Source organism: Pseudomonas sp. No.117 (assembly GCF_054558395.1).
This window is the reverse complement of sequence record NZ_BAAJNP010000007.1, coordinates 205,364-223,425: the sequence shown is the minus strand read 5'-3', so window position 1 is coordinate 223,425 and position 18,062 is coordinate 205,364. Positions and strand designations below refer to the sequence as shown.

15 protein-coding genes are annotated in these 18,062 nt (G+C 58.1%); 8 read left to right on the top strand and 7 right to left on the bottom strand.

Features of this window, described 5'->3' with window-relative positions:
- Positions 1 to 21: 21 nt before the first annotated feature.
- Positions 22 to 1,887 carry a MobH family relaxase gene (gene mobH / locus ACYJP6_RS18240; RefSeq protein ID WP_459476526.1) on the bottom strand — a complete coding sequence of 622 codons (1,866 nt, stop codon included), beginning with the start codon at positions 1,885 to 1,887 and terminating at the stop codon, positions 22 to 24.
- A gap of 488 nt (positions 1,888 to 2,375) precedes the next feature.
- On the opposite strand from mobH, the gene ACYJP6_RS18235 reads away from it, so the two are divergent.
- The gene (locus tag ACYJP6_RS18235) at positions 2,376 to 3,614 is read left to right on the top strand and encodes a cation:proton antiporter (RefSeq protein ID WP_459476525.1); all 1,239 of its coding nucleotides are present in this window, start codon (positions 2,376 to 2,378) and stop codon (positions 3,612 to 3,614) included.
- Positions 3,615 to 3,647: 33 nt separating this feature from the next.
- Here ACYJP6_RS18235 and ACYJP6_RS18230 read toward each other — a convergent pair whose 3' ends face one another.
- On the bottom strand, positions 3,648 to 4,904 hold the full coding sequence (locus tag ACYJP6_RS18230; RefSeq protein WP_459476523.1) for a DUF2254 domain-containing protein: 1,257 nt from the start codon (positions 4,902 to 4,904) through the stop codon (positions 3,648 to 3,650).
- A 351-nt stretch (positions 4,905 to 5,255) separates the two neighbouring features.
- On the opposite strand from ACYJP6_RS18230, the gene ACYJP6_RS18225 reads away from it, so the two are divergent.
- From ACYJP6_RS18225 to ACYJP6_RS18195, 7 genes are all read left to right on the top strand, one after another.
- The gene (locus ACYJP6_RS18225) at positions 5,256 to 5,513 is read left to right on the top strand and encodes a hypothetical protein (RefSeq protein ID WP_459476521.1); all 258 of its coding nucleotides are present in this window, start codon (positions 5,256 to 5,258) and stop codon (positions 5,511 to 5,513) included.
- Between the two features lie 941 nt (positions 5,514 to 6,454).
- Positions 6,455 to 6,703 carry a hypothetical protein gene (locus tag ACYJP6_RS18220; RefSeq protein WP_459476518.1) on the top strand — a complete coding sequence of 83 codons (249 nt, stop codon included), beginning with the start codon at positions 6,455 to 6,457 and terminating at the stop codon, positions 6,701 to 6,703.
- A 45-nt stretch (positions 6,704 to 6,748) separates the two neighbouring features.
- Positions 6,749 to 9,343: an ATP-binding protein gene (locus ACYJP6_RS18215; RefSeq protein ID WP_459476516.1), complete on the top strand. Its 2,595-nt coding sequence runs from the start codon at positions 6,749 to 6,751 to the stop codon at positions 9,341 to 9,343.
- A 181-nt stretch (positions 9,344 to 9,524) separates the two neighbouring features.
- On the top strand, positions 9,525 to 11,624 hold the full coding sequence (locus ACYJP6_RS18210; RefSeq protein WP_459476514.1) for a PAS domain S-box protein: 2,100 nt from the start codon (positions 9,525 to 9,527) through the stop codon (positions 11,622 to 11,624).
- Between the two features lie 93 nt (positions 11,625 to 11,717).
- Positions 11,718 to 12,086 (top strand): response regulator, encoded by a 369-nt coding sequence (locus tag ACYJP6_RS18205; RefSeq protein ID WP_459476512.1) that lies wholly within the window; start codon positions 11,718 to 11,720, stop codon positions 12,084 to 12,086.
- Between the two features lie 61 nt (positions 12,087 to 12,147).
- Positions 12,148 to 12,543, top strand: coding sequence for a response regulator (locus ACYJP6_RS18200; RefSeq protein ID WP_459476510.1), 396 nt, complete (start codon positions 12,148 to 12,150; stop codon positions 12,541 to 12,543).
- Between the two features lie 303 nt (positions 12,544 to 12,846).
- Positions 12,847 to 13,230 carry a DUF3742 family protein gene (locus ACYJP6_RS18195; RefSeq protein WP_273807570.1) on the top strand — a complete coding sequence of 128 codons (384 nt, stop codon included), beginning with the start codon at positions 12,847 to 12,849 and terminating at the stop codon, positions 13,228 to 13,230.
- Positions 13,231 to 13,259: 29 nt separating this feature from the next.
- Here ACYJP6_RS18195 and ACYJP6_RS18190 read toward each other — a convergent pair whose 3' ends face one another.
- From ACYJP6_RS18190 to ACYJP6_RS18170, 5 genes are read right to left on the bottom strand one after another with little or no spacing between them, the layout of a single operon-like run.
- Positions 13,260 to 14,828 carry a conjugal transfer protein TraG N-terminal domain-containing protein gene (locus tag ACYJP6_RS18190; protein ID WP_459476508.1) on the bottom strand — a complete coding sequence of 523 codons (1,569 nt, stop codon included), beginning with the start codon at positions 14,826 to 14,828 and terminating at the stop codon, positions 13,260 to 13,262.
- Positions 14,829 to 14,837: 9 nt separating this feature from the next.
- A complete protein-coding gene (locus ACYJP6_RS18185; RefSeq protein ID WP_459476505.1) occupies positions 14,838 to 15,200 on the bottom strand; it encodes a hypothetical protein in 363 nt (120 codons plus the stop codon).
- Positions 15,201 to 15,202: 2 nt separating this feature from the next.
- Positions 15,203 to 16,576, bottom strand: coding sequence for an integrating conjugative element protein (locus ACYJP6_RS18180; RefSeq protein ID WP_459476503.1), 1,374 nt, complete (start codon positions 16,574 to 16,576; stop codon positions 15,203 to 15,205).
- Between the two features lie 17 nt (positions 16,577 to 16,593).
- Positions 16,594 to 17,541 carry a TIGR03756 family integrating conjugative element protein gene (locus tag ACYJP6_RS18175; RefSeq protein ID WP_459476501.1) on the bottom strand — a complete coding sequence of 316 codons (948 nt, stop codon included), beginning with the start codon at positions 17,539 to 17,541 and terminating at the stop codon, positions 16,594 to 16,596.
- Positions 17,538 to 17,975, bottom strand: coding sequence for a TIGR03757 family integrating conjugative element protein (locus ACYJP6_RS18170; RefSeq protein WP_459476499.1), 438 nt, complete (start codon positions 17,973 to 17,975; stop codon positions 17,538 to 17,540). The genes ACYJP6_RS18175 and ACYJP6_RS18170 overlap by 4 nt, the downstream gene beginning before the upstream one ends.
- Positions 17,976 to 18,062 lie beyond the last annotated feature (87 nt).

The window sequence follows — 18,062 nt, the reverse complement described above, 5'->3', positions numbered from 1 at the left end:
CGCTAGCGATATCGAGGATATTCAATTTTCGCTAGCTCCCATATCCTGCAATCGCAGGCTAATGTTATCGAATGGTGGATGCGTGAAGATTGCACCAGGGTCCTTCAAAAGATAGCCTTTGAGCAGTTTGGATTTCCGCGGACCGATGACCTCGCATGTCCATATATTGAGATTGTCCGGTGTCTTGCGGTTAGTTTTGAGTTTTTCAAATCCGCGTTGAACTAGCTGCCAGGTTTCAATCCCTCTCGCCTCGGCTTCCCTCTGTAGGTGAGGATGCTCCAAGGCATAGCGCTTGAATAATCCGGGGCTGACGAGAAACGCAGTGCCATCCACTGTGTGGATCATTGCTTTGGCATCGTTGATCACCAGCGTGTGTGAAAGCACGCCCTGCCGCGCCCAAGCTATGAAAGCTTGGCCGAGATCAGCTGCGTCCTTGGCCAGAATTGCCTCTTCAGATAGGTGCTCGGCGATGCAATCAGTGAAGTTGTTTCCGGTGATGTCAGGGAGCAACTGAGAAACTGGAATTTCTGAAAATGAAGCTGCTTCACCGAAGAGCTCATCTGCTAGTGCAAGGGTCTCGTCCATGGGGTTCAAACCGGTCTGGAATGCGGGCGGCGGCAGTGTTTCGGATGAGGACACCTCTTGTGAAGATGTGACATGCGTCACGGTTTGTGGTATCGGATATGATGGCTTAGCGATATCGCTCGCAGGTGCAGGCCGCTGCTGATCTAGCTCGGTGTCTTCCGGCTGCTCAAGTGTGAAAATGCCGGTAAATGGAGCTGGTCGATCTGTAGGATCTGGCCAGATAAGCGCGGGGGATACCTTGAGTAAGGTGAAGGTGTTCTTCCAGCCGTGGCCGGTGTCGATCGTTGCCCTCCAGATAGCCTTGTCCTGAGCGTTAACCTGAATGATGGCCTGGTCCTGGATCAGGTTGAAGAATGGGGCGTTCGACGTTGGAATACCTTCTACGCCTTGGGAGAGCATCAGTGCCCGCAACTGGTCTGAGGCAGGCTTGCTGACGAGCCATAGCGCATCCTGGGTCAGCCACCCATCCGATGGCCCATCTGGCTGGTTCAGCTTGAACTTCTCTATGACCAGGGTGCGTAGCCCGTCGGCCAGCTGACGCTGGATCGTATTCTTGGGTGCCTCCATCGCGCGCTGTGGGTTCGCGCCGAGCTCCTGAGCCACACTCGCCTGGTCAGCCTGGACGATCATTTCCCCCAATACACCTGCGTGCTGGTATTGCCCGGCCAAGACGAAGATCAACGATGACCAGAGCTCGCGGTAGCCGCTGAGCCAGTCCAGCACGTGTGGCGGCAAAACCTGGAAATAGACGAGTGCTGAGGCAGCGCCATGGAGCTGATAGTCGCGGCCTTTGACGTACCGGAAGCGGTAGGGGCTTTCGATGCGGCCGTGCCAGGGATGCCAGAGCTTGCCGTCCTGAAAGACGACCTCGATGTCGACAGCAATCTTGCCCAGGTCGTGGAGCAGGGCGCCGTAGGCGACGGCAGCTGACCAGGCCTCTGCCTGTGCTGCTTGCGACTCAGGCGGTGCACCAATGGGGAGGAGGTAGTTCTGCCGGATCTTCAGGGCATAGGCGACGATCTCTAGGCCGTGATCGAGCAGGCCCCCGGGATAGGCGTGGTGGTGATTTTCAGAGGCTGGGAGCTGCTGGACCAGGTTCGCGTAGCGTTCGAGGGGGTCGCAGTAGAGCGAGGCGAATTGCACGCGCGACAGCGAAGTCCGCTGCCAGATATTCTCGATGAGCTTCTGCCGGCGGGGAAGTGCCAGTAGATCTTTACCCGCATACGGCGGTGTGAAGACCTGTTTGCCGGGGACCGGAAACGTGGAGGGTGGGGCTTTCTTCCTGAAAAAGAGATCGAACATGGCATGCTCTTGGTAGTTCTTGGGCCTGCGTTGTCGATCAGCGGCGGCGAACGGCCAATGGTAAACCGCTATCACTGCTCAGGAGGTTAGGCTGGCCGAAGGCCAGTTTCTTGCTGCCGTGGGCAACCTTATACGGTGAGTTTGGGGTTTGCCGTAGATTGTGCGGGACGTGGCGGGCAGCATTGCGGGGCAATATCAACCGAGACTTTGGTCAGGGCGCGGGCACCCACAAAATATGGTGCCTTGCTTGGATCAGAAAATATTCAGGCCAAGAGATATTTTGTCATTTCTGATGGCCCTACCGCTGCCACGAAATCCATACTTAATGCTGAGATCCCGATGCCAGTCAGATAAGGATGAACGGCCCGCGCAAGTTCTCGATAGTTTATGTTACTGTCCTCAGCTGTGACTAACGCTTCAGCACAAATGATGGATTTGGTCCAATCGCAGAGCGCTTATTTTGTTCATGACTTGGGGTTTTTAGACTAATGCTGGACACGGTTGCAGTATTTTTCAGCATCACCGCAGTGCTTGCGTTTCTCAACAGGCGTTATGTGGGGCTTCCGCCCGCCATTGGTGTCATGAGCATTGCGCTATCGCTTTCCATACTGAACATGGCGCTCGATGCCCTAGGTTTTGAAGCGCTACATAAGTTCGAGACATCATTATTGGAGTCCATCGACTTTTCTGAGCTATTAATGCAAGGCATGTTATCGCTCCTGCTGTTCGCCGGCGCACTACATGTGGACTTGTCGCAGTTGCGTACCTATCAATGGCAAGTAGCGTCGTTAGCTATCATCGGGACAGCTATTTCAACCCTGCTTGTTGGTTTTTTGCTTTGGGCGCTACTATCCCTCACCGAGTTGACCCTACCCCTTTCTTACTGTTTAGTGTTTGGCGCGCTTATCTCGCCAACAGACCCCATCGCAGTTATGGGTATTTTAAAATCTGCTGGCGCACCCGCCAGCATTGAACTAGTAATTTCAGGTGAGTCCCTATTTAATGACGGCGTGAGTGTCGTGTTGTTTTCGCTTATCCTCTCGATGATCGTCAGTGGTGACGCGCCCTCTGTACTTGGAGCTTCACAATTGCTGGTTGAGGAAGCCGGCGGCGGTGCATTGGTCGGCTTGATTTTGGGATACCTCACTTACCGAATACTAAAAAGTATAGATAGCTATCAAGAAGAAGTGCTCATCACCCTCGCAGCTGTACTCGGTAGCTACGCCCTGGCGATCCATCTGCACGTTTCGGGACCACTGGCGATGGTAGTAATGGGGCTCATTGTGGGCAATCAGGGTCGCTCATACGCAATGTCGGACCAAACTGAAAGAAATCTCGATATGTTCTGGGAGCTTATTGACGAGATCCTTAATGCAGTTCTTTTTGTACTCATTGGGTTGGAGGTGGTGTTGATTCACTTCTCGGATTCGCTTGCTGTAACAGCACTGGCCGTCATTGTGATCACCTTGCTTGCAAGGCTGCTGACTGTCGGTGTTCCCATAGCGATACTGGGTAAGCGATTTCGCTTGCCTACCGGTGCCTGGAGCGTGATGACCTGGGGCGGTCTAAGGGGAGGGATATCAGTGGCGTTAGCATTGTCTCTGCCGGCGGGTCATGCTCGGGATATTGTGGTATCGCTAACCTATAGCGTCGTAGTGTTCTCCATTCTTGTTCAGGGCATGAGTATTGGCGCGCTGGTGAAGCGCGTAATTCCCTGCAAGCGATAAGCAGCTTTTCGTAAATTAGGCCGTCACGTCTAATCATGTGTAGGCGGTTATGCACGCTCTCAGACGCGTCTTATCAGCCATAAGAGTCAAGGCAGCCTCCCCCCGCTCTTGAACGATATTCATGTGCCTGGCACACACGTCTGCGTACAACGCCGGACTGGAGTTTGCTAGGCTACCAAGCGCTTTGATGAGACGGATATTCACCTCTATCAGTGCGGCGCCGTCACGCGCAATAGGCGAGAAAAAATCGTCAAACATGTCTTCTATGGACAGTCCGTGGAGGTACACGCAACTGCGGTGCGCTTGTGTTTCATCGGGCGCGCTGTATGTGGCATATGCGTTGAATGCGCGTATCCCTCTGCCAATGACATCGATCGCCGTGCCTGGGTCGTTGACGGCGGGTGACAGCGCTCTTGACGCGACTTCAGAAAGCACAGAAAGACCGAAGCGGGGATCATGTTCAAAGGTCCTGCTTACACCAATGGTGACGACCGAAAGGATTTGCTTAATTTGAGACTCTTCCATTGGCTCTGTATCTGTCCGAACCACATGAGCCAGCACTTCGCCCTCGTTTACAAAGCTACCTGGAAGAATCTCAAGATAAATTATAAAATTCTGCTTAGTCGCAAAAGACTCCAGCGCCGGCACATCAATATGCTTCACGTAACCCACTTCACGACTGAGGATTTTTAAGCCCGGATTTAGTCGATGAGGATATGCACAACCTCCTAGATAAGGCAGTTGACCCCGTTCCTTTAAGGCTTTGATTGCAGCGGTTTCAAGCCGATCAATTGTTTCACCGACTCGACCGAGTCTAGATAAGTGATCGATCCATCGGAGCAGGGTATAAACGATCAAAATGACCACGATGATGGTTACGGCGAACAAGATAACTCTACCTTGGGCGCCGTAGGCTCCAGTACTTAGGGCGATAATGCCTACGAGGCTGAAAAGGAAAGAACCAATGAAGGTCGACAGGGCATTCTGAGTGGTTCTGTCCTCCATGACCAACGTCGTAGCCCGAGGGGTTGTGCCAGTACTTGCTGCCCCATAAGCCGTCACCATGGTGCTTAGGGAAAAGGTGGTGACAGCTAACATGCTGGAAGCAATTATGCCTAAAATTTTGTCGACCGCGTCAGCCCCTATCTTGCCCGGCAGATCTATCGGAATGTGATCTCGGAAAACAACCGCAATCAGCGCCGTTACTACGCCCAATAATGAGAAAAGCCCTGCCCTAAACCACAGACGCTTTGTTATTTTAATAAACAGCCATTGCCACCGAGCGATCATTGCGGGACTCCTTTGCTACGTGTATCTGATAGGGTTGATTAGGTTGGACAATATTGATAGCAACTAATTACCGTGCTGGAATTTTCGGCGCTCGCAAATCGCTGCCAACATGCCAGCCAAGCTCTTCAGTAGCCAAAGATTAAATGAAATAATTCCCAAAAACTTGAGGCCGGGATTAAGCATAGGATTACTCAAGGTTTTCCTAATAAGAGCATCATCGCCGACAGCGCATGATTGTCATGGAAAACAGTGCCGTCGCATCCATCCCTAGCTGCTTTTTGCGGTAGCTCGTTGCGCCCTATCCGTTCTCGACTAGCCTGAGGTAGCGTGATGTCGACTGAGGGCTAGAAGATGGATAGCTTACGTGAGCGCTTGGAAGCGCTGGATCCACCGGTGAAATCATTTTTGGATTGGCGTGCTGACGGCTGGCTGGTCTGCTTGGTGGATCCCTCGGTGCCTGCGATGGTATCCCGCGTCATCGAGTGGTCAGTCATGAAAGATATTGGCCAGACCAATATGATTATCCTGCATGCGGTCAATGAGTTGCGGCGCAAAGGGTCTCATCTCCCGCTTGAGGCCGATACGGCTCTCTTGGCAAGCCGGATGTGAGCGTTCTAGGCCCAAAAGAAAAGGCCAGAACTCCCGTGCTGGCCTTAGCTCAATGCCTTGGGGGCTGACCGAGCCCAAAGGCTGAGTATAGATCGATCAGAAAACCGCGCTACGCAGATAGCGACGTGCTGACCGGCGGAAACGTTGTTGGCATCAGGCCTATTTAGCTGTCTCTGACTTTTTAGGGTTTAGCTGCCATGGGCGAGCCTGAACCTGTTTCGCCGCCTCTAGAACTAGGCCTGCACTTCATGCCGTGATCAGTCGGGCTCCCAGCCCCATTACCAGCCTGGTGTCAGGCTGCAATCTAGGCAGGGTGACTACCGGCGCTCAGCCTCGGTAGCTACCAAAAGTCATACAAAGATGAGAGCAGTGCAATCCCAATGACTAGGTTTCCGAGCACCAGGACGGCGGTGGCTACACGGCTGTCGGGATCCCTCACCAGGCCGAGCCCTGCGTGGCTTGGGTCGAGGGGCTCCTTTCCGTGAGAGTCCCATCCTCGTCCGGCCGCTCAGCCAGGTAACGCTTTCCAAGCCCACCGATAGCTTGCTCCCTGGAGCCAGCATCAGCGCATATTTGGTCCTTGAGCGTGATGCTCAGATTAGGGTGAAGCATGTTGCCAACGCGGGGTTTTCTGTCGCCGATAGTCATAGTCGTCTCGAGATAGCATGGATTCTCAGGCGGTAAAGGCTTTGAGTAGACACAGCTTGGGCATCGGGAGTGCAGCCTTATGATTCAAAAGTGCTCAGCTTGTGAACACGATTGGCTTGGTTTCGAGACAGCTGCGGGAAGTGATCACCTTCGTCACCTAGACGTGACCTGACCGAGGGCCGTGAGTGGACGGCCGAGTTCTGATTCGACCCACAAGACTTGTAGCGCTATAATTTACGGAGGTGATGATCGCGATAACCATGATGGCCGCGCGCCACCAAACCGGTTGATAGATGCCACCGATCCTGCCTCCCTTACCTAATGATCGTGCAGTCTTTGCCGTGGCGAGCTTTGTCGTTTACAGGGATCGGGCGCTGGATTTGAAGCTACTAGAACTGCACTTTCGGCTAGCGCCCGCCTATCTGTCCGCCTTGAACGATGTGCGAGCTATTGCCGCAGAAAATCTTCGAGCGTTAACCCTGCTGCTCGATAGGCTCTACCTTGAACACCTTCGTCGCCTAGGGGCGCTCGATTTGCTGTGAAGCCGCTTTTTTCTTGATCATCCATCTCGCCCGAGAGCTATTGCCGTGCTCGATCACACGCTTCCGTATCTGCCTGACAGTGAGATGGTCACCGCCTTGCGCGAGCATGACTGGTCCGCCACTCCACTGGGGAGGCTCGAGGATTGGCCTGCGTCTTTGCAGTCCAGTGCTGCCCTAATGATCAGCACGGCCAGCCCGATGTTCATTGTGTGGGGGGATAGCCTTACCTATCTCTACAACGACGCCTGTGCGCCTATTCTCGGTTTGCGCCATCCGGCTGCCTTTGGCCATAGCTTCCGAGACGCTTGGCCTGAAGCGTGGTCCGAGTTTGCCCCCATGGTCGATCATGTCTACGCAGGCCATGCTTCTACGCGAAAAGATCTGCTTTTGCGTGTGGAGCGCATGGGCTACGCGGAGGACACTTTCTTCACCTTCTTCTGGACGCCGATCCGAGGGGGCGCCGGGGCGGTAGGTGGATTTTTATGTGGGCTCATTGAGACAACCGGACCGGTCAAGCAGCAGCAGGCTTTGGAGAACGCGAACCAGCAGCTCTGCCTGCAGATCCAGGCCGGCCAGGAGGAGCGAGATCGGCTCAAGTCACGTGATTTTCTGAACGTATTCAAGGACCGTATCCGGGATCTGGATGACCCGCTCGACATGGCGGCCATGGCCGCTCAGGTGATGGGAGCGCGGCTTGATCTTCAAGCCGCGGCCTATGCCGTCATGGATGAGGATGGCGTTTATGTCCACGTCGAGCGCGACTGGACGGCAGGCAGCGGCACGCGCTTAGCCGGCCGCTACCTCTTCGAGGAGTACGGCTCTTATGTCGAGGATCTACGCCGGGGTCACACCGTCGTTATCCACGATGTGGCATTGGATCCGCGCACTCGCGATCAGGTCACTCAGTTCTCGGCCATCAACGTCCAGAGCTTGATTAACTTTCCGATCATGGAGCGCGGCCGCTTTGTCGCCGCGTTTTTTGTCGTGTGCGCGCAGCCCCGGCAGTGGCGAGAGGAGGAGATTGCCTTCGTCAAGGATATCGCTGAATTGACGCGCTACGCCGTCGAGCGCCGGCGGGCCGAGCAGCGCCTGCAGGCGTTGAATGCGACGCTGGAACAACAGGTGGTGCACCGCACCCGCGAGCGTAACCGGGTCTGGGAAACCACCAACGACCTCATGGGCAGTGCGACCCTGGCAGGCTACCTCAAGGTCGTAAACCCGGCCTGGCAGCAGCTGCTGGGGTGGAGTGAGAGCGAGCTACTGAGTCGTCCCTTGATCGATTTTGTAGATCCCGAGGATCACCCTGGCGCGCTACAGGTATTAGAGCGTTTGGCTCAGGGCGAGACCATCACGGGCTTCGTAGACCGCGTCATCACCCGTGAGGGTGAACGGCGCACCATCATGTGGACCGCCGCGCCAGACCCTGGTACCGAGCTATTTCACTTTGTCGGCCGCGACCTGACTGACCAGCGTGAGATCGAAGAAGCCCTGCGTCAAGCGCAAAAGATGGAGGCAGTCGGCCAACTGACGGGTGGATTGGCTCACGACTTCAACAACCTGTTGGCCGGCATCTCAGGATCACTGGAACTGATGGCCGCGCGGATCAGCCAAGGCCGAGTCAATGAGCTGGATCGGTACCTCGCAACCGCCCAGGGCGCCACGAAGCGCGCCGCGGCGCTGACTCATCGCCTGCTCGCCTTTTCGCGTCGGCAGACGCTCGCCCCCAAACCGACCGATATCAATCAGCTGGTCAGCGGTATGCTTGACCTCATTCAGCGTACGGTCGGGCCCGCCATCGAGGTGCAAAGCGTCGGCACCGTCGGGCTGTGGCCGGCGCTGGTTGATGCGTCGCAGCTAGAAAATGCCCTGCTCAACCTCTGTATCAATGCGCGGGATGCCATGCCCAGCGGTGGCAAGATCACCATCGAAACGGGCAATCGCTGGATTGATCAACGCAGTGGCCAAATGCACGACATTCCGGCCGGTCAGTACCTGTCGCTGTGTGTTTCGGACAATGGCTCGGGCATGTCCAAGGCTACGATGGCCAAAGCCTTCGAACCCTTCTTTACCACCAAGCCATTGGGCATGGGGACGGGCCTGGGCCTATCGATGATCTATGGATTCGCCAAACAATCTGGAGGCCAGGTTCGCCTCTACTCTGAGGAAGGCGATGGCACCATGGTCTGCATCTACCTGCCTAGGTATGTCGGCACAGCTGATGTTGACGTCATAGCAGGTCGTCTCGGCGAGCGTGAGACCGCGCGTACGGGTGAAACCGTGTTGGTGGTAGACGATGAGCCCACGGTGCGCATGCTGGTTACAGAGGTACTGGAGGAGTTGGGCTACGTCGTGATTGAAGCCGCCGACAGTATCTCCGGACTCAAGGTGCTGGAGTCGGATGTGCGCATTGATTTGCTGGTGTCCGACGTCGGCCTACCGGGTGGCATGAATGGCCGGCAAATGGCCGATGCTGCACGGACCAGTCGACCTGATCTCAAGGTCCTGTTCATCACCGGCTTTGCCGAGAATGCGCTATTCAACAACGGCCAATTGGAACCGGGCATGTCGGTGCTGACCAAGCCCTTCGCTATGGACGTCTTGGCCGCGCGCATGCGGGAGCTCATCGGGACGCCGCCATGATGCAGATGCCGTCGAGTAAAGACAGTGGCATTGGCAACCCCTAATAATCATCTTAATCTGACCGCGTTCAGGCGATATTGCGCTTGAGCTGCCCCGTCAAGCATGCCGGTATCAGGCTTCGCAGCGCTGCCGGTTGGTGCACCTTCAACTTTAGCCGTCACTCGCTGACAAGGCGCTTTCTTTGGCTTCGGATCGAAAGGCTCTCTCTCTCGACGAATTGCGTCGGGAAAATGCTGACTTGCGCAAACGGCTTGATCGCGCCGAGCGCTCCAGTCGTCTTGTACTCGACAGCGCGCTGGACTACGCCATCGTCGTGGGTGATATGACCGGCAGGGTCACGGATTGGAGCGCCGGCGCTCACCAGATTCTGGGGTGGTCACGGGACGAGATGCTGGGAAAATCCATGCACCGTTTTTTCACCGCAGAAGACCGCGATATGGGGGTGCCAGAGCGCGAAATTGGCCTGGCGGTCAGTCAGGGAAGAGCCATTGATGATCGCTGGCACCTGCGCGCCGATGGCGAGCGCTTCTGGGCCAGTGGCTTGATGATGCCCATGTGGGACGAAGGGCATCTCGTGGGTGTAGTGAAAGTTATTCGTGACCTGACGGATCGGGTCGAAGCGGAGCAGCGCCGGCAACTGCACACGGAACAGCTGGCTCAGCAATTCCAGCAGCTCGCAGAGAGCATCCCTCAACTGGTGTGGATCTCAGACGTCCAGGGCCGCGACCTCTATTTCAACCCTCAATGGGAGACATTCTCCGGCCTTTCGACCGAGCAATTGGTCAACAATGGCTGGCACTCACTTATCGCTGAGGAAGCGCGAGAGCACATCGTTGCTGAGCGCGCACAGGCGATGGCTGACGAGCGCGACTGGGAGGCCACCTTCCAGATGCAGACCGTAGGTGAGGGGCCGCACTGGTGCCTGTGCCGTGCCTTGCCCATCCGCAACCTAGAGGGAGAAGTCATCCGCTGGTTCTCGAGCTGTACAGACGTCGATGCGATACAGAGCCGCTCCACTCGTTTCGAGCAGGACGCCGTAGCGCTACGGTCCGTCAACGTCAGCCAAGAAGTCGCACTGGATCGAACACGCCAAGATTTAAGCGATGAACGACATACCCGCGAGTCCGCCGAGGATCAGGTGCGCCAGCTTCAAAAGATGGAGGCGGTCGGCCAACTCACCGGTGGTATCGCCCACGACTTCAACAACATGCTGACCGTCATTATGGGCAGCTTGAACATGCTGCAAGCCCGGTTGCGGCGAGGTGACACCCAGGTGGATCGCTATGCGGATCTGGCTTTGGAGGGCACGACTCGCGCTGCGGAACTCACGCATCGGCTGCTGGCCTTTTCTCGTCAGCAAGTCTTGTCGCCGGAGCCGGTCGATCTCAATCGATTGGTCACCGGCCTCTCGGGCATGCTGCAGCGAACACTCGGTAGTGCCTATCAAGTGGAATTCGTCCGGCACGCCGGGCTATGGCTGACCCAGGCCGATATCGGTAGCCTGGAGCAAGCCGTCCTCAACCTGTGCGTAAATGCCCGGGACGCTATGGAAAACGGGGGGCGTATCACCGTTGAAACAGGCAACGCCTACATCGACGACGACTACGCAAGCCAGCACCACATTGAGCCGGGCGAGTATGTCCTGGTCGCTGTAACGGATACCGGGACAGGCATCGATGACGCGACGCTTGAACGAGTGTTTGAGCCCTATTTCACAACCAAAGAGGTAGGGCGAGGCACAGGCCTCGGGCTGTCGCAGGTTTATGGGTTCGTCAAACAATCCCTGGGCCACATCAAGCTCTACAGTGAGCTGGCCCATGGCACGGCGGTCAAGATCTACCTCCCGCGCTATCGTGGCGACGCCAAGCCCGTTGAGCGCTTTGACGCATCGACCGATGTCATTCCGATCGCCAAGGAAGGCGAGCTGATCCTTGTGGTGGAGGATGATCCGCGTGTGCGGGTCATTTCGGTCGAATCCTTACTTGAGCTGGGTTATCAGGTGCTTGATGCCGACAGCGGCGCGATGGCCCTCAACCTGCTCACCCAGCATCCTGAGATCTCTTTGGTGTTCACTGACGTCGTCATGCCGGAGATGACCGGGCGTCAACTGGCCGATCAGATCGGCCTGTCCCAGCCCTCCATGCGGGTGCTCTACACGACAGGCTACACCCGTAACGCGATTGTCCATCATGGGACGCTGGATCCGGGGGTCGCCCTATTACCCAAGCCTTTCACACTCAGGGACCTGGCCATCAAGGTCAGACAGGTGCTCGATAATTAACCACCTGTCAACTCGTAGCAACGCTACCGGTATCGGAGGGTCTACTGATTCCTGCCATCCAATATGTCGGCTGTTGCCTTCAAGTGATTAATTTTGCTTCCACTTCAGATTCTGGTCGTCGACGACGAGCCGCTTTTGCTATTGCTGCTGTCGGAAATCGTTGCCGACATGGGTGCCACGGCAGTGACGGCTGACCGGGCCGATAATGGCTTGTCCTACCTAGAAAAACATGCCGACGAAATCGCTCTCCTGGTCACTGACGTGCTAATGCCCGGGCGGCTCAACGGCTTCGACCTGGCGAAGATCGTAGCTGCTCGTTGGCCAGCACTGCCAGTGGTGGTCACGTCCGGCTACAGCGGTACCCAGCATCACGCCCTAGCCCCTAACGCGACCTTCATCGCCAAGCCCTGGACCTATCAGCAGATCGAAGAAGTCATTCGTGAGCGATTGCCGGCGGCGTAGTGGCTGCTGACATCGCCGACACGAGCGATAGAGTAAGCCTTCACAGCTCCTGCTAACATGGATGATTGACCTCACCCTAGAGCAGCTGATGCTGAACCTTGCGTCTTTACATGTTGTGGTGGTGGAAGACAATCTGATGCTGGGTCAGATTCTGGATGACTTTCTTGCGGACAGCAGAGCGACACTGCATCACTTCACCACCGGCGATGATGCGTTGGTTGCTGTCCTTGGCGGTTTGCGTCCTGACTTGCTGATCACCGACCACCTGATGCCCGGACAGCTCAAAGGAGCGGAGCTGGTCGAGATGCTTTTAAGCCGTTGGCCGGAAATGCCGACGATTATTACGACGGGCTATGAGTATGCGGTCAGTGCAGAGCTTCCGGCGCATGTCGTTTTTCTGCAGAAGCCTTGGCTATTCAAAGATCTCGAAGCAGCGATTCGTCAAGCGCTCAACTAGCTATCGCCATCACGGATCGCTGCTGTTGCCATACGGTATTCGACAGGACTGCGCCCTCCGCAGCCAGCTTTCGGGGGTCACTTCACCAACGGCGGAGCCCTTTCTGGTAGGGCTTTTACCCTTAAAGCCCCCTTCCATTCCCTCCTTTGCTCCAGCCCATTTACGCTCCTAACCCCTTGATTCATGTGACAGATTGCTCAAATTACCGCAGGGCTTAGCACGATAAAGCTGTTGCAGGCTAGTGAGCTGGGGCGTATAAGTGATGTCATAACGCAATCTGTTATTTTTTGAGAGAGTTGCCCCATGGCCAGTGCAGTTTTTGCCAAATTCGTAGGCAAAATTCTGGGACAATCCGCTTCGCTCTACCTGCGTGGCGAATCGCGAGTGTGCCTACTGATCGCCTCAGTTGGATTCAGCTCGGGTGCCATGACGATTGTGAAGTGGGGACTTCGTTTAGCACTAGCTGTAGTTGCACTAATAGTTGCTGCCAAAACTTTGTTCTTTGTTTTGATCGGTGTGATGGCAGTTGTTGCGGCCGCCGCTTTGATTGCCGGTCCCCATCAGGGCGAGGCAGAAGATGCGCTGAGTGCGTACGGTACTGGCAAATTCGGTGAGTGGCGTGATGGTGATGCTGGCTATGGTCACTATGATTCTTTTGGCCACAGAGACGACAACTACGGAAAATGACAGGCAGCTTGCTGCCTGTCTCACTCTCGCTACTCCCTCCCTGCCTTAGCCGCCGCAACAGCGCTATTCGCAGCTTGTTTACCCACCGTTCCGCTTTCTGCTTTGGCCGATTTACTACCCTCTGCCAGCCCGGTAATCATCCCTCCTAAGTTGGCGCCTGCCCATGAAAGGGCAGTTATCCAAAAGGCAGGGAGGATCAAGAACATAGCTCCCATCACGTAGTTCAACAGCATGTCACCCTGCATGTTGCTCAGGCCGATGATCGGGTCGAAGTTGGCGTGCGGCGCGGTGTTGTTGACCTTGTAGATCCCGGTGCCATACAGCGCGTCCATAATGGTGCTGTCGACCCACCTCGCCAATTGCAGCCAGAAGTCCACGAAGATCAGTGCGAACTGGGCAAACGTGAGTGTCATGGCCACCTTGAGGTCATAGGTTCCCAGTACCAGCACGATGGGGATGCAGATGATGAAGGCCATCTTGAGGAAGGCCATCACCATCGGTGCGGCCTGCCGGACGCTGTCCATGGCCGGGAAATAGGCGAGCGAGCCCACTGCCTGTCCCAGACCTGCCGTGACCCTCGCAGCGTCGTTGTACAGCGAGCTGCCGATCTGACCACCGTAGTCCCCGTAGACCTGCCCCTGCGTCAGCGTCTGCTTTTTTGGGGACACCAGGTCCCGAATCACTGAGTCATTCACCTCGTCCTGAGACATGAAGCTTGCCCAGTTGGCCAGCTTGGTGAGGATGTCCGGCTCCACCTGTGCCAGCAGTCGTGCTCTGAGGCCCTTGGAGCCATCCGACCACCACTGGGTGCAGGTGGGATAGCCACCGCCGCCCGTGGTCTGTGCCAGGCCCGCGTCCCGGGTAGCATCGTAGGGCCATGCCGTACGCGGGGTATGGGAGCGGAAGCCCGAGCTGCCATCGCTGTAGTAGCCGCTGGTGTTGAGGAAGTACATCGAGCCGATCCAGCTGACGTCCAGGTACTGCTTGTCGGTCAGGGTGGGCTGGGTCATGAACAGCTTGGCGCGAGCCCGGGCGTAGCAGTCGTTGGTGAAGTCGGCGACCTCCTGGGCGAGGAGGGGATTGTCGATCCGCTCAGCGTTGACCTCCATGCGCAGCTGCTGCAGATCCTGACCGCAGGGAATGCTGGCCACGGCACCGGCCGCCATGCCTTTCGACAGGGCGTGGACCACCATCCACCAGACCGGCACCTGGGCGCTCTTGCCGTTGAGGGTGCTGAACGAGGCTCCCCAGCCCGTTCCGTCCGGCTTGGGCACATCGACCTGGCATTGCTTTGACCGAGTCTGGTCGTACTGGATAGTCGAGAAGCTGACATTCGCATTCGGAAGTGGCATCAGGCCGAGCATGATGACGACCAAGGCCACGAAGAACCGATTCTCGATGCGCGCCAGGCTCAAGGCCCCCTTGTTGCCCTCGTCCTGGCCTTCGCCGCGGGCGCGGAGCCACTCCTGGATGATGATGGCAGCGAACGGCGCGGCAAACAGGCCAGTGCCGCCGATCATCTCCCAGATGCCGCTGTTGATGATCCAGCCCACCAGGGTCAGGTAGTACTCGAGGTAGTCGTTGGTATAGAGCTGCATGGCGATCTCCTACAGCACACCAGCGTTGCGCAGTTCAAATAGGCCGATGACCGCCAGGGCCAACGCCTCGCAGCGATAGATACGGCCACGCTCATCAGTCGCCGCCATCAGTCGGCGTCTCACCGGCCACCAGCAGCAGATCAGTCCGGCGTACAAGCACAGCCGCCATACCAGGAAGTGGCCACGATGCTCGGCCTGCCACTGGCGGTAGCTCTGCAGGTCGCCGAAGCCCCAGGCCGTCACAAGCACGAAGCCCAGGGCGATAGCTACCGCCAGCAGGAAGGGCCACAGCAGTGACCAGGTCAGGCCTAAACCGCGCCGACCTAAGCTGAGTACCGCTTGGGCGCGGCGAGACCAAGAGGAAGTTGTCATGGTCATTCGCCTTTCTTCGCCGGATTCTCAGTGCGATCCAGGCGATTCGGCAGGGGATCGCCTTGGAAGATACCCTTGGAGGCGTCCTTGCGGATCGAGGCGCGCTGCAGGATGGTGGTGGGCGAGTTGCCGGCCAGCTCTCGGCGCATGTCCAGCTCGGTCTTGAGGTTCTGGATCTCGGCCTGCAGATTGGCGGCGTTCTGGTCGACCTGCGTCTGGGCGACCTGGTTGGCGGCGACGTTGGGCTCCTGGCGGCCGGCGGCCAGGGTGCGGACCAGCGACAGCGCCTTCTCGATGACATCGGCCAGAGACACCTCGGACACGAGCCGCTTGGCCAGCACGTCCTGGTCCTGCTCGGTACGCAGCGACTCGATGATGCCGCGGGTGATCGGGATGGAGTTGCTGCCGGCAGCGGCCAGGTTCTCAGTCGTCATCGGCTGGGTGCCGGCGATCAGGGCATTCACCGCCTTGAGCTTGGTGTCGTAGGTCTCCTGAATCAGCGGGGTGAGACCCACCCCGGCCTGGGTCACGGTCTTCTGGCAGTTGTCGCAGGTCTGCTGCTGTTGCTCGCCCAGTACCCGAGTGGCGAAGGTTGCGGCCTCCTGTGGCGACGACCAGGTGCTGCAGACGAGGCCGCCGTTGCAGCTGCTGGTCGGAATCGAGCCGGTGGCGGTGGGCGAGCGGCCGCTCAGCAGGTTGTAACCGGCCTTGGTGACGTCGCTGACCACCTTGATGGGCTGCTGGCCACTGCCCCCAGCCTTGCTTCCGCCGACCCAGGTTACGCCCTCATTCCCACTCTTCTGCTCGACCTGGTTTATCGCGGCGACCGCATCGGTGGTGCCGGCAGCAACCGACTTCATTGCCTCCCCCTCGGCGAGCTTGTTCCAGCCGACCTGGCCGCCGGCGACATCGAGCATTTTGTCAGCGATCGCGCGACAGGTGCCCTTCGAGCGATCGAAGTCCAGGCGCGCCTGGCCAATGCCGTTGGTGATGAGGTTGTACAGCCCCGGGTTGGCGCGCTGCAGGATCAGGCCGGGTAGGGAGGCCACGGCGCCGGTGGCGTTCTGCAGCACCGAGCTCATGATGGTCTGGAAGCCCTGAGTGGCTCCGTTGAGCTGGTTCTGCAGGGTGTTGGTGAGGCTCATGTTTCCGCAGATCAGGTTGGTGTTCCAGCCACCACCAATCTGGATGCTGTCCATGTTGCCAACGCTGCCCATCGACACGGCATTGCCGCCGCCGATGCTGTAGAGCACGTCGTCGCCGATGACTCTGCCCTGGGACTGCACACGGTAGGGCTCGGCCGCCTGGATAGCGCTGCCGAGAAGAAGACCGGCCAGGCAGGTGCTGGCCAGCAGGGTGAGGCGAGTGGTGCTCATGATCGACGGCTCCCTGATCATTGAAAGTCGGTGCTGCCCAGGAAGACCTGGCCTTCACGCTTGCAGCAGCTGTAGGGGCGCCAAAGCGCCCAGGCATAGGCGCCCACGGTGTCTTGGACGTGAGGGCCCGGGTTGGGAAAGGCAGCGCAGCTCTGGCTCAGCGTGGGCGTGAGCTCCTGCCACTTGCCGGTGGTGGCATCGCCCTCGAGCAGCTCGCCAGCGGGCCAGTAGCCGTCTTCTGGCTGGGCAAGCAGCGACTGGTAGACGTGGATCTGGCCAGAGCGCGTGACCACATCCCCGGCGCGCTGGGCCATGACCGCCGCGGCCTTGTAGTCGTCGGGCTGATGCAGGAAGCCACTGCGCGGATAGACGTTGCCCCACAGGTCTCCCGATAAGGTGCCGCCCACTTCGCGCTTGCCCGGGATGAGGGCCTCCGGGTAGACGGCTTCGGGGATGCCGTACCGCCAGGCCAGGTAGTCGTAGTTGCTCAGCAAGTAGGGCATATACGCTGTACCGGCGCCCTTGCAGACGTAGCCCGAGCCGCTGGCAAACTGGCTGAAGGCGTAGCCGCCCGGGTGGCCGATGACATCGGTGTTCTTGAAGCGAGCGCTGATGGAGGTGTTGGCCTGGGTCGCGCTGTCGCCCGGGTCGTTGCCGCCGGCGGCAACGCTGCTGACCGGGCTGAAGGACGCCATCTCCGTCCACGGGTTCTCGCCGGTATTGGCGTAGCTGGACACCACGGCATCGGGTACGAAGTGCCGGACCTTGGCCGAGGTCTTAACCTTGCAGCCGTAGGGGGTGCAGAACAGCCAGTAGCAGATGCCGACCACCTTGTATTCGAGGCAGTCGGGCGAGAGCGAGGACGACACAATGGTCGCGGTGGTGACCGCTGCGGTGGCCTGCAGGCTGGTGGCCAGCGGGATCGCCAGGGCAAGGCGCCGTAGACGCTGCACAGGCTGACTCATCGTCCACTGCTCCGGTAGCGCTCAATGCTGGCCACGGCGGCCGCCACGTCGGGCTGGCCATAGATCACATACTGACGATCCACCACGACGGCCGGCAGCTTGGCCACGCCCAGGCTCCACGCATCAGCCACGTCTTGGTGCGCCTTGGCGAGGTCACGTCCCAGCTGCTGCGCGGAGGCCGAACGCATCCGCTGCTGCATGATGGCTACGGCCTGGCGCGGATCCGCCGGCAGGCCTTCGGAGAGCTTTTGCTCAAGGTGGTCCGGGGCATCCAAGAGCACAACCCGGGCGCCGGCGCTGTTGATGAGCGGATGAGCGGCGTCGGAGATGGCCAGCACGTCTGCTGTGGCGAAGGGGACGCAGGCGGTGGTCAGGGCAAAGCCCAGCAGGCAGGCTTTCGGGCCTGCTGGGACGGTAAGAGAGAAGAGGGTCATGCGCGGTACCAGGCAGAGGAGTGGCTGGTACAGGAAACGCGATCAGAAGGGCTGGGTCAGCGGGAAACCATATCTACGTCGCTGGAG

What these genes read in the sequence shown, in the direction of transcription:
- ACYJP6_RS18190 (WP_459476508.1), bottom strand. Translation starts at nt 14,828, where the DNA reads ATGCAGCTCTATACCAACGACTACCTCGAGTACTACCTGACCCTGGTG.
- mobH (WP_459476526.1), bottom strand. Translation starts at nt 1,887, where the DNA reads ATGTTCGATCTCTTTTTCAGGAAGAAAGCCCCACCCTCCACGTTTCCG.
- ACYJP6_RS18235 (WP_459476525.1), top strand. Translation starts at nt 2,376, where the DNA reads ATGCTGGACACGGTTGCAGTATTTTTCAGCATCACCGCAGTGCTTGCG.
- ACYJP6_RS18200 (WP_459476510.1), top strand. Translation starts at nt 12,148, where the DNA reads ATGATTGACCTCACCCTAGAGCAGCTGATGCTGAACCTTGCGTCTTTA.
- ACYJP6_RS18195 (WP_273807570.1), top strand. Translation starts at nt 12,847, where the DNA reads ATGGCCAGTGCAGTTTTTGCCAAATTCGTAGGCAAAATTCTGGGACAA.
- ACYJP6_RS18175 (WP_459476501.1), bottom strand. Translation starts at nt 17,541, where the DNA reads ATGAGTCAGCCTGTGCAGCGTCTACGGCGCCTTGCCCTGGCGATCCCG.
- ACYJP6_RS18180 (WP_459476503.1), bottom strand. Translation starts at nt 16,576, where the DNA reads ATGAGCACCACTCGCCTCACCCTGCTGGCCAGCACCTGCCTGGCCGGT.
- ACYJP6_RS18220 (WP_459476518.1), top strand. Translation starts at nt 6,455, where the DNA reads ATGCCACCGATCCTGCCTCCCTTACCTAATGATCGTGCAGTCTTTGCC.
- ACYJP6_RS18225 (WP_459476521.1), top strand. Translation starts at nt 5,256, where the DNA reads ATGGATAGCTTACGTGAGCGCTTGGAAGCGCTGGATCCACCGGTGAAA.
- ACYJP6_RS18230 (WP_459476523.1), bottom strand. Translation starts at nt 4,904, where the DNA reads ATGATCGCTCGGTGGCAATGGCTGTTTATTAAAATAACAAAGCGTCTG.
- ACYJP6_RS18185 (WP_459476505.1), bottom strand. Translation starts at nt 15,200, where the DNA reads ATGACAACTTCCTCTTGGTCTCGCCGCGCCCAAGCGGTACTCAGCTTA.
- ACYJP6_RS18170 (WP_459476499.1), bottom strand. Translation starts at nt 17,975, where the DNA reads ATGACCCTCTTCTCTCTTACCGTCCCAGCAGGCCCGAAAGCCTGCCTG.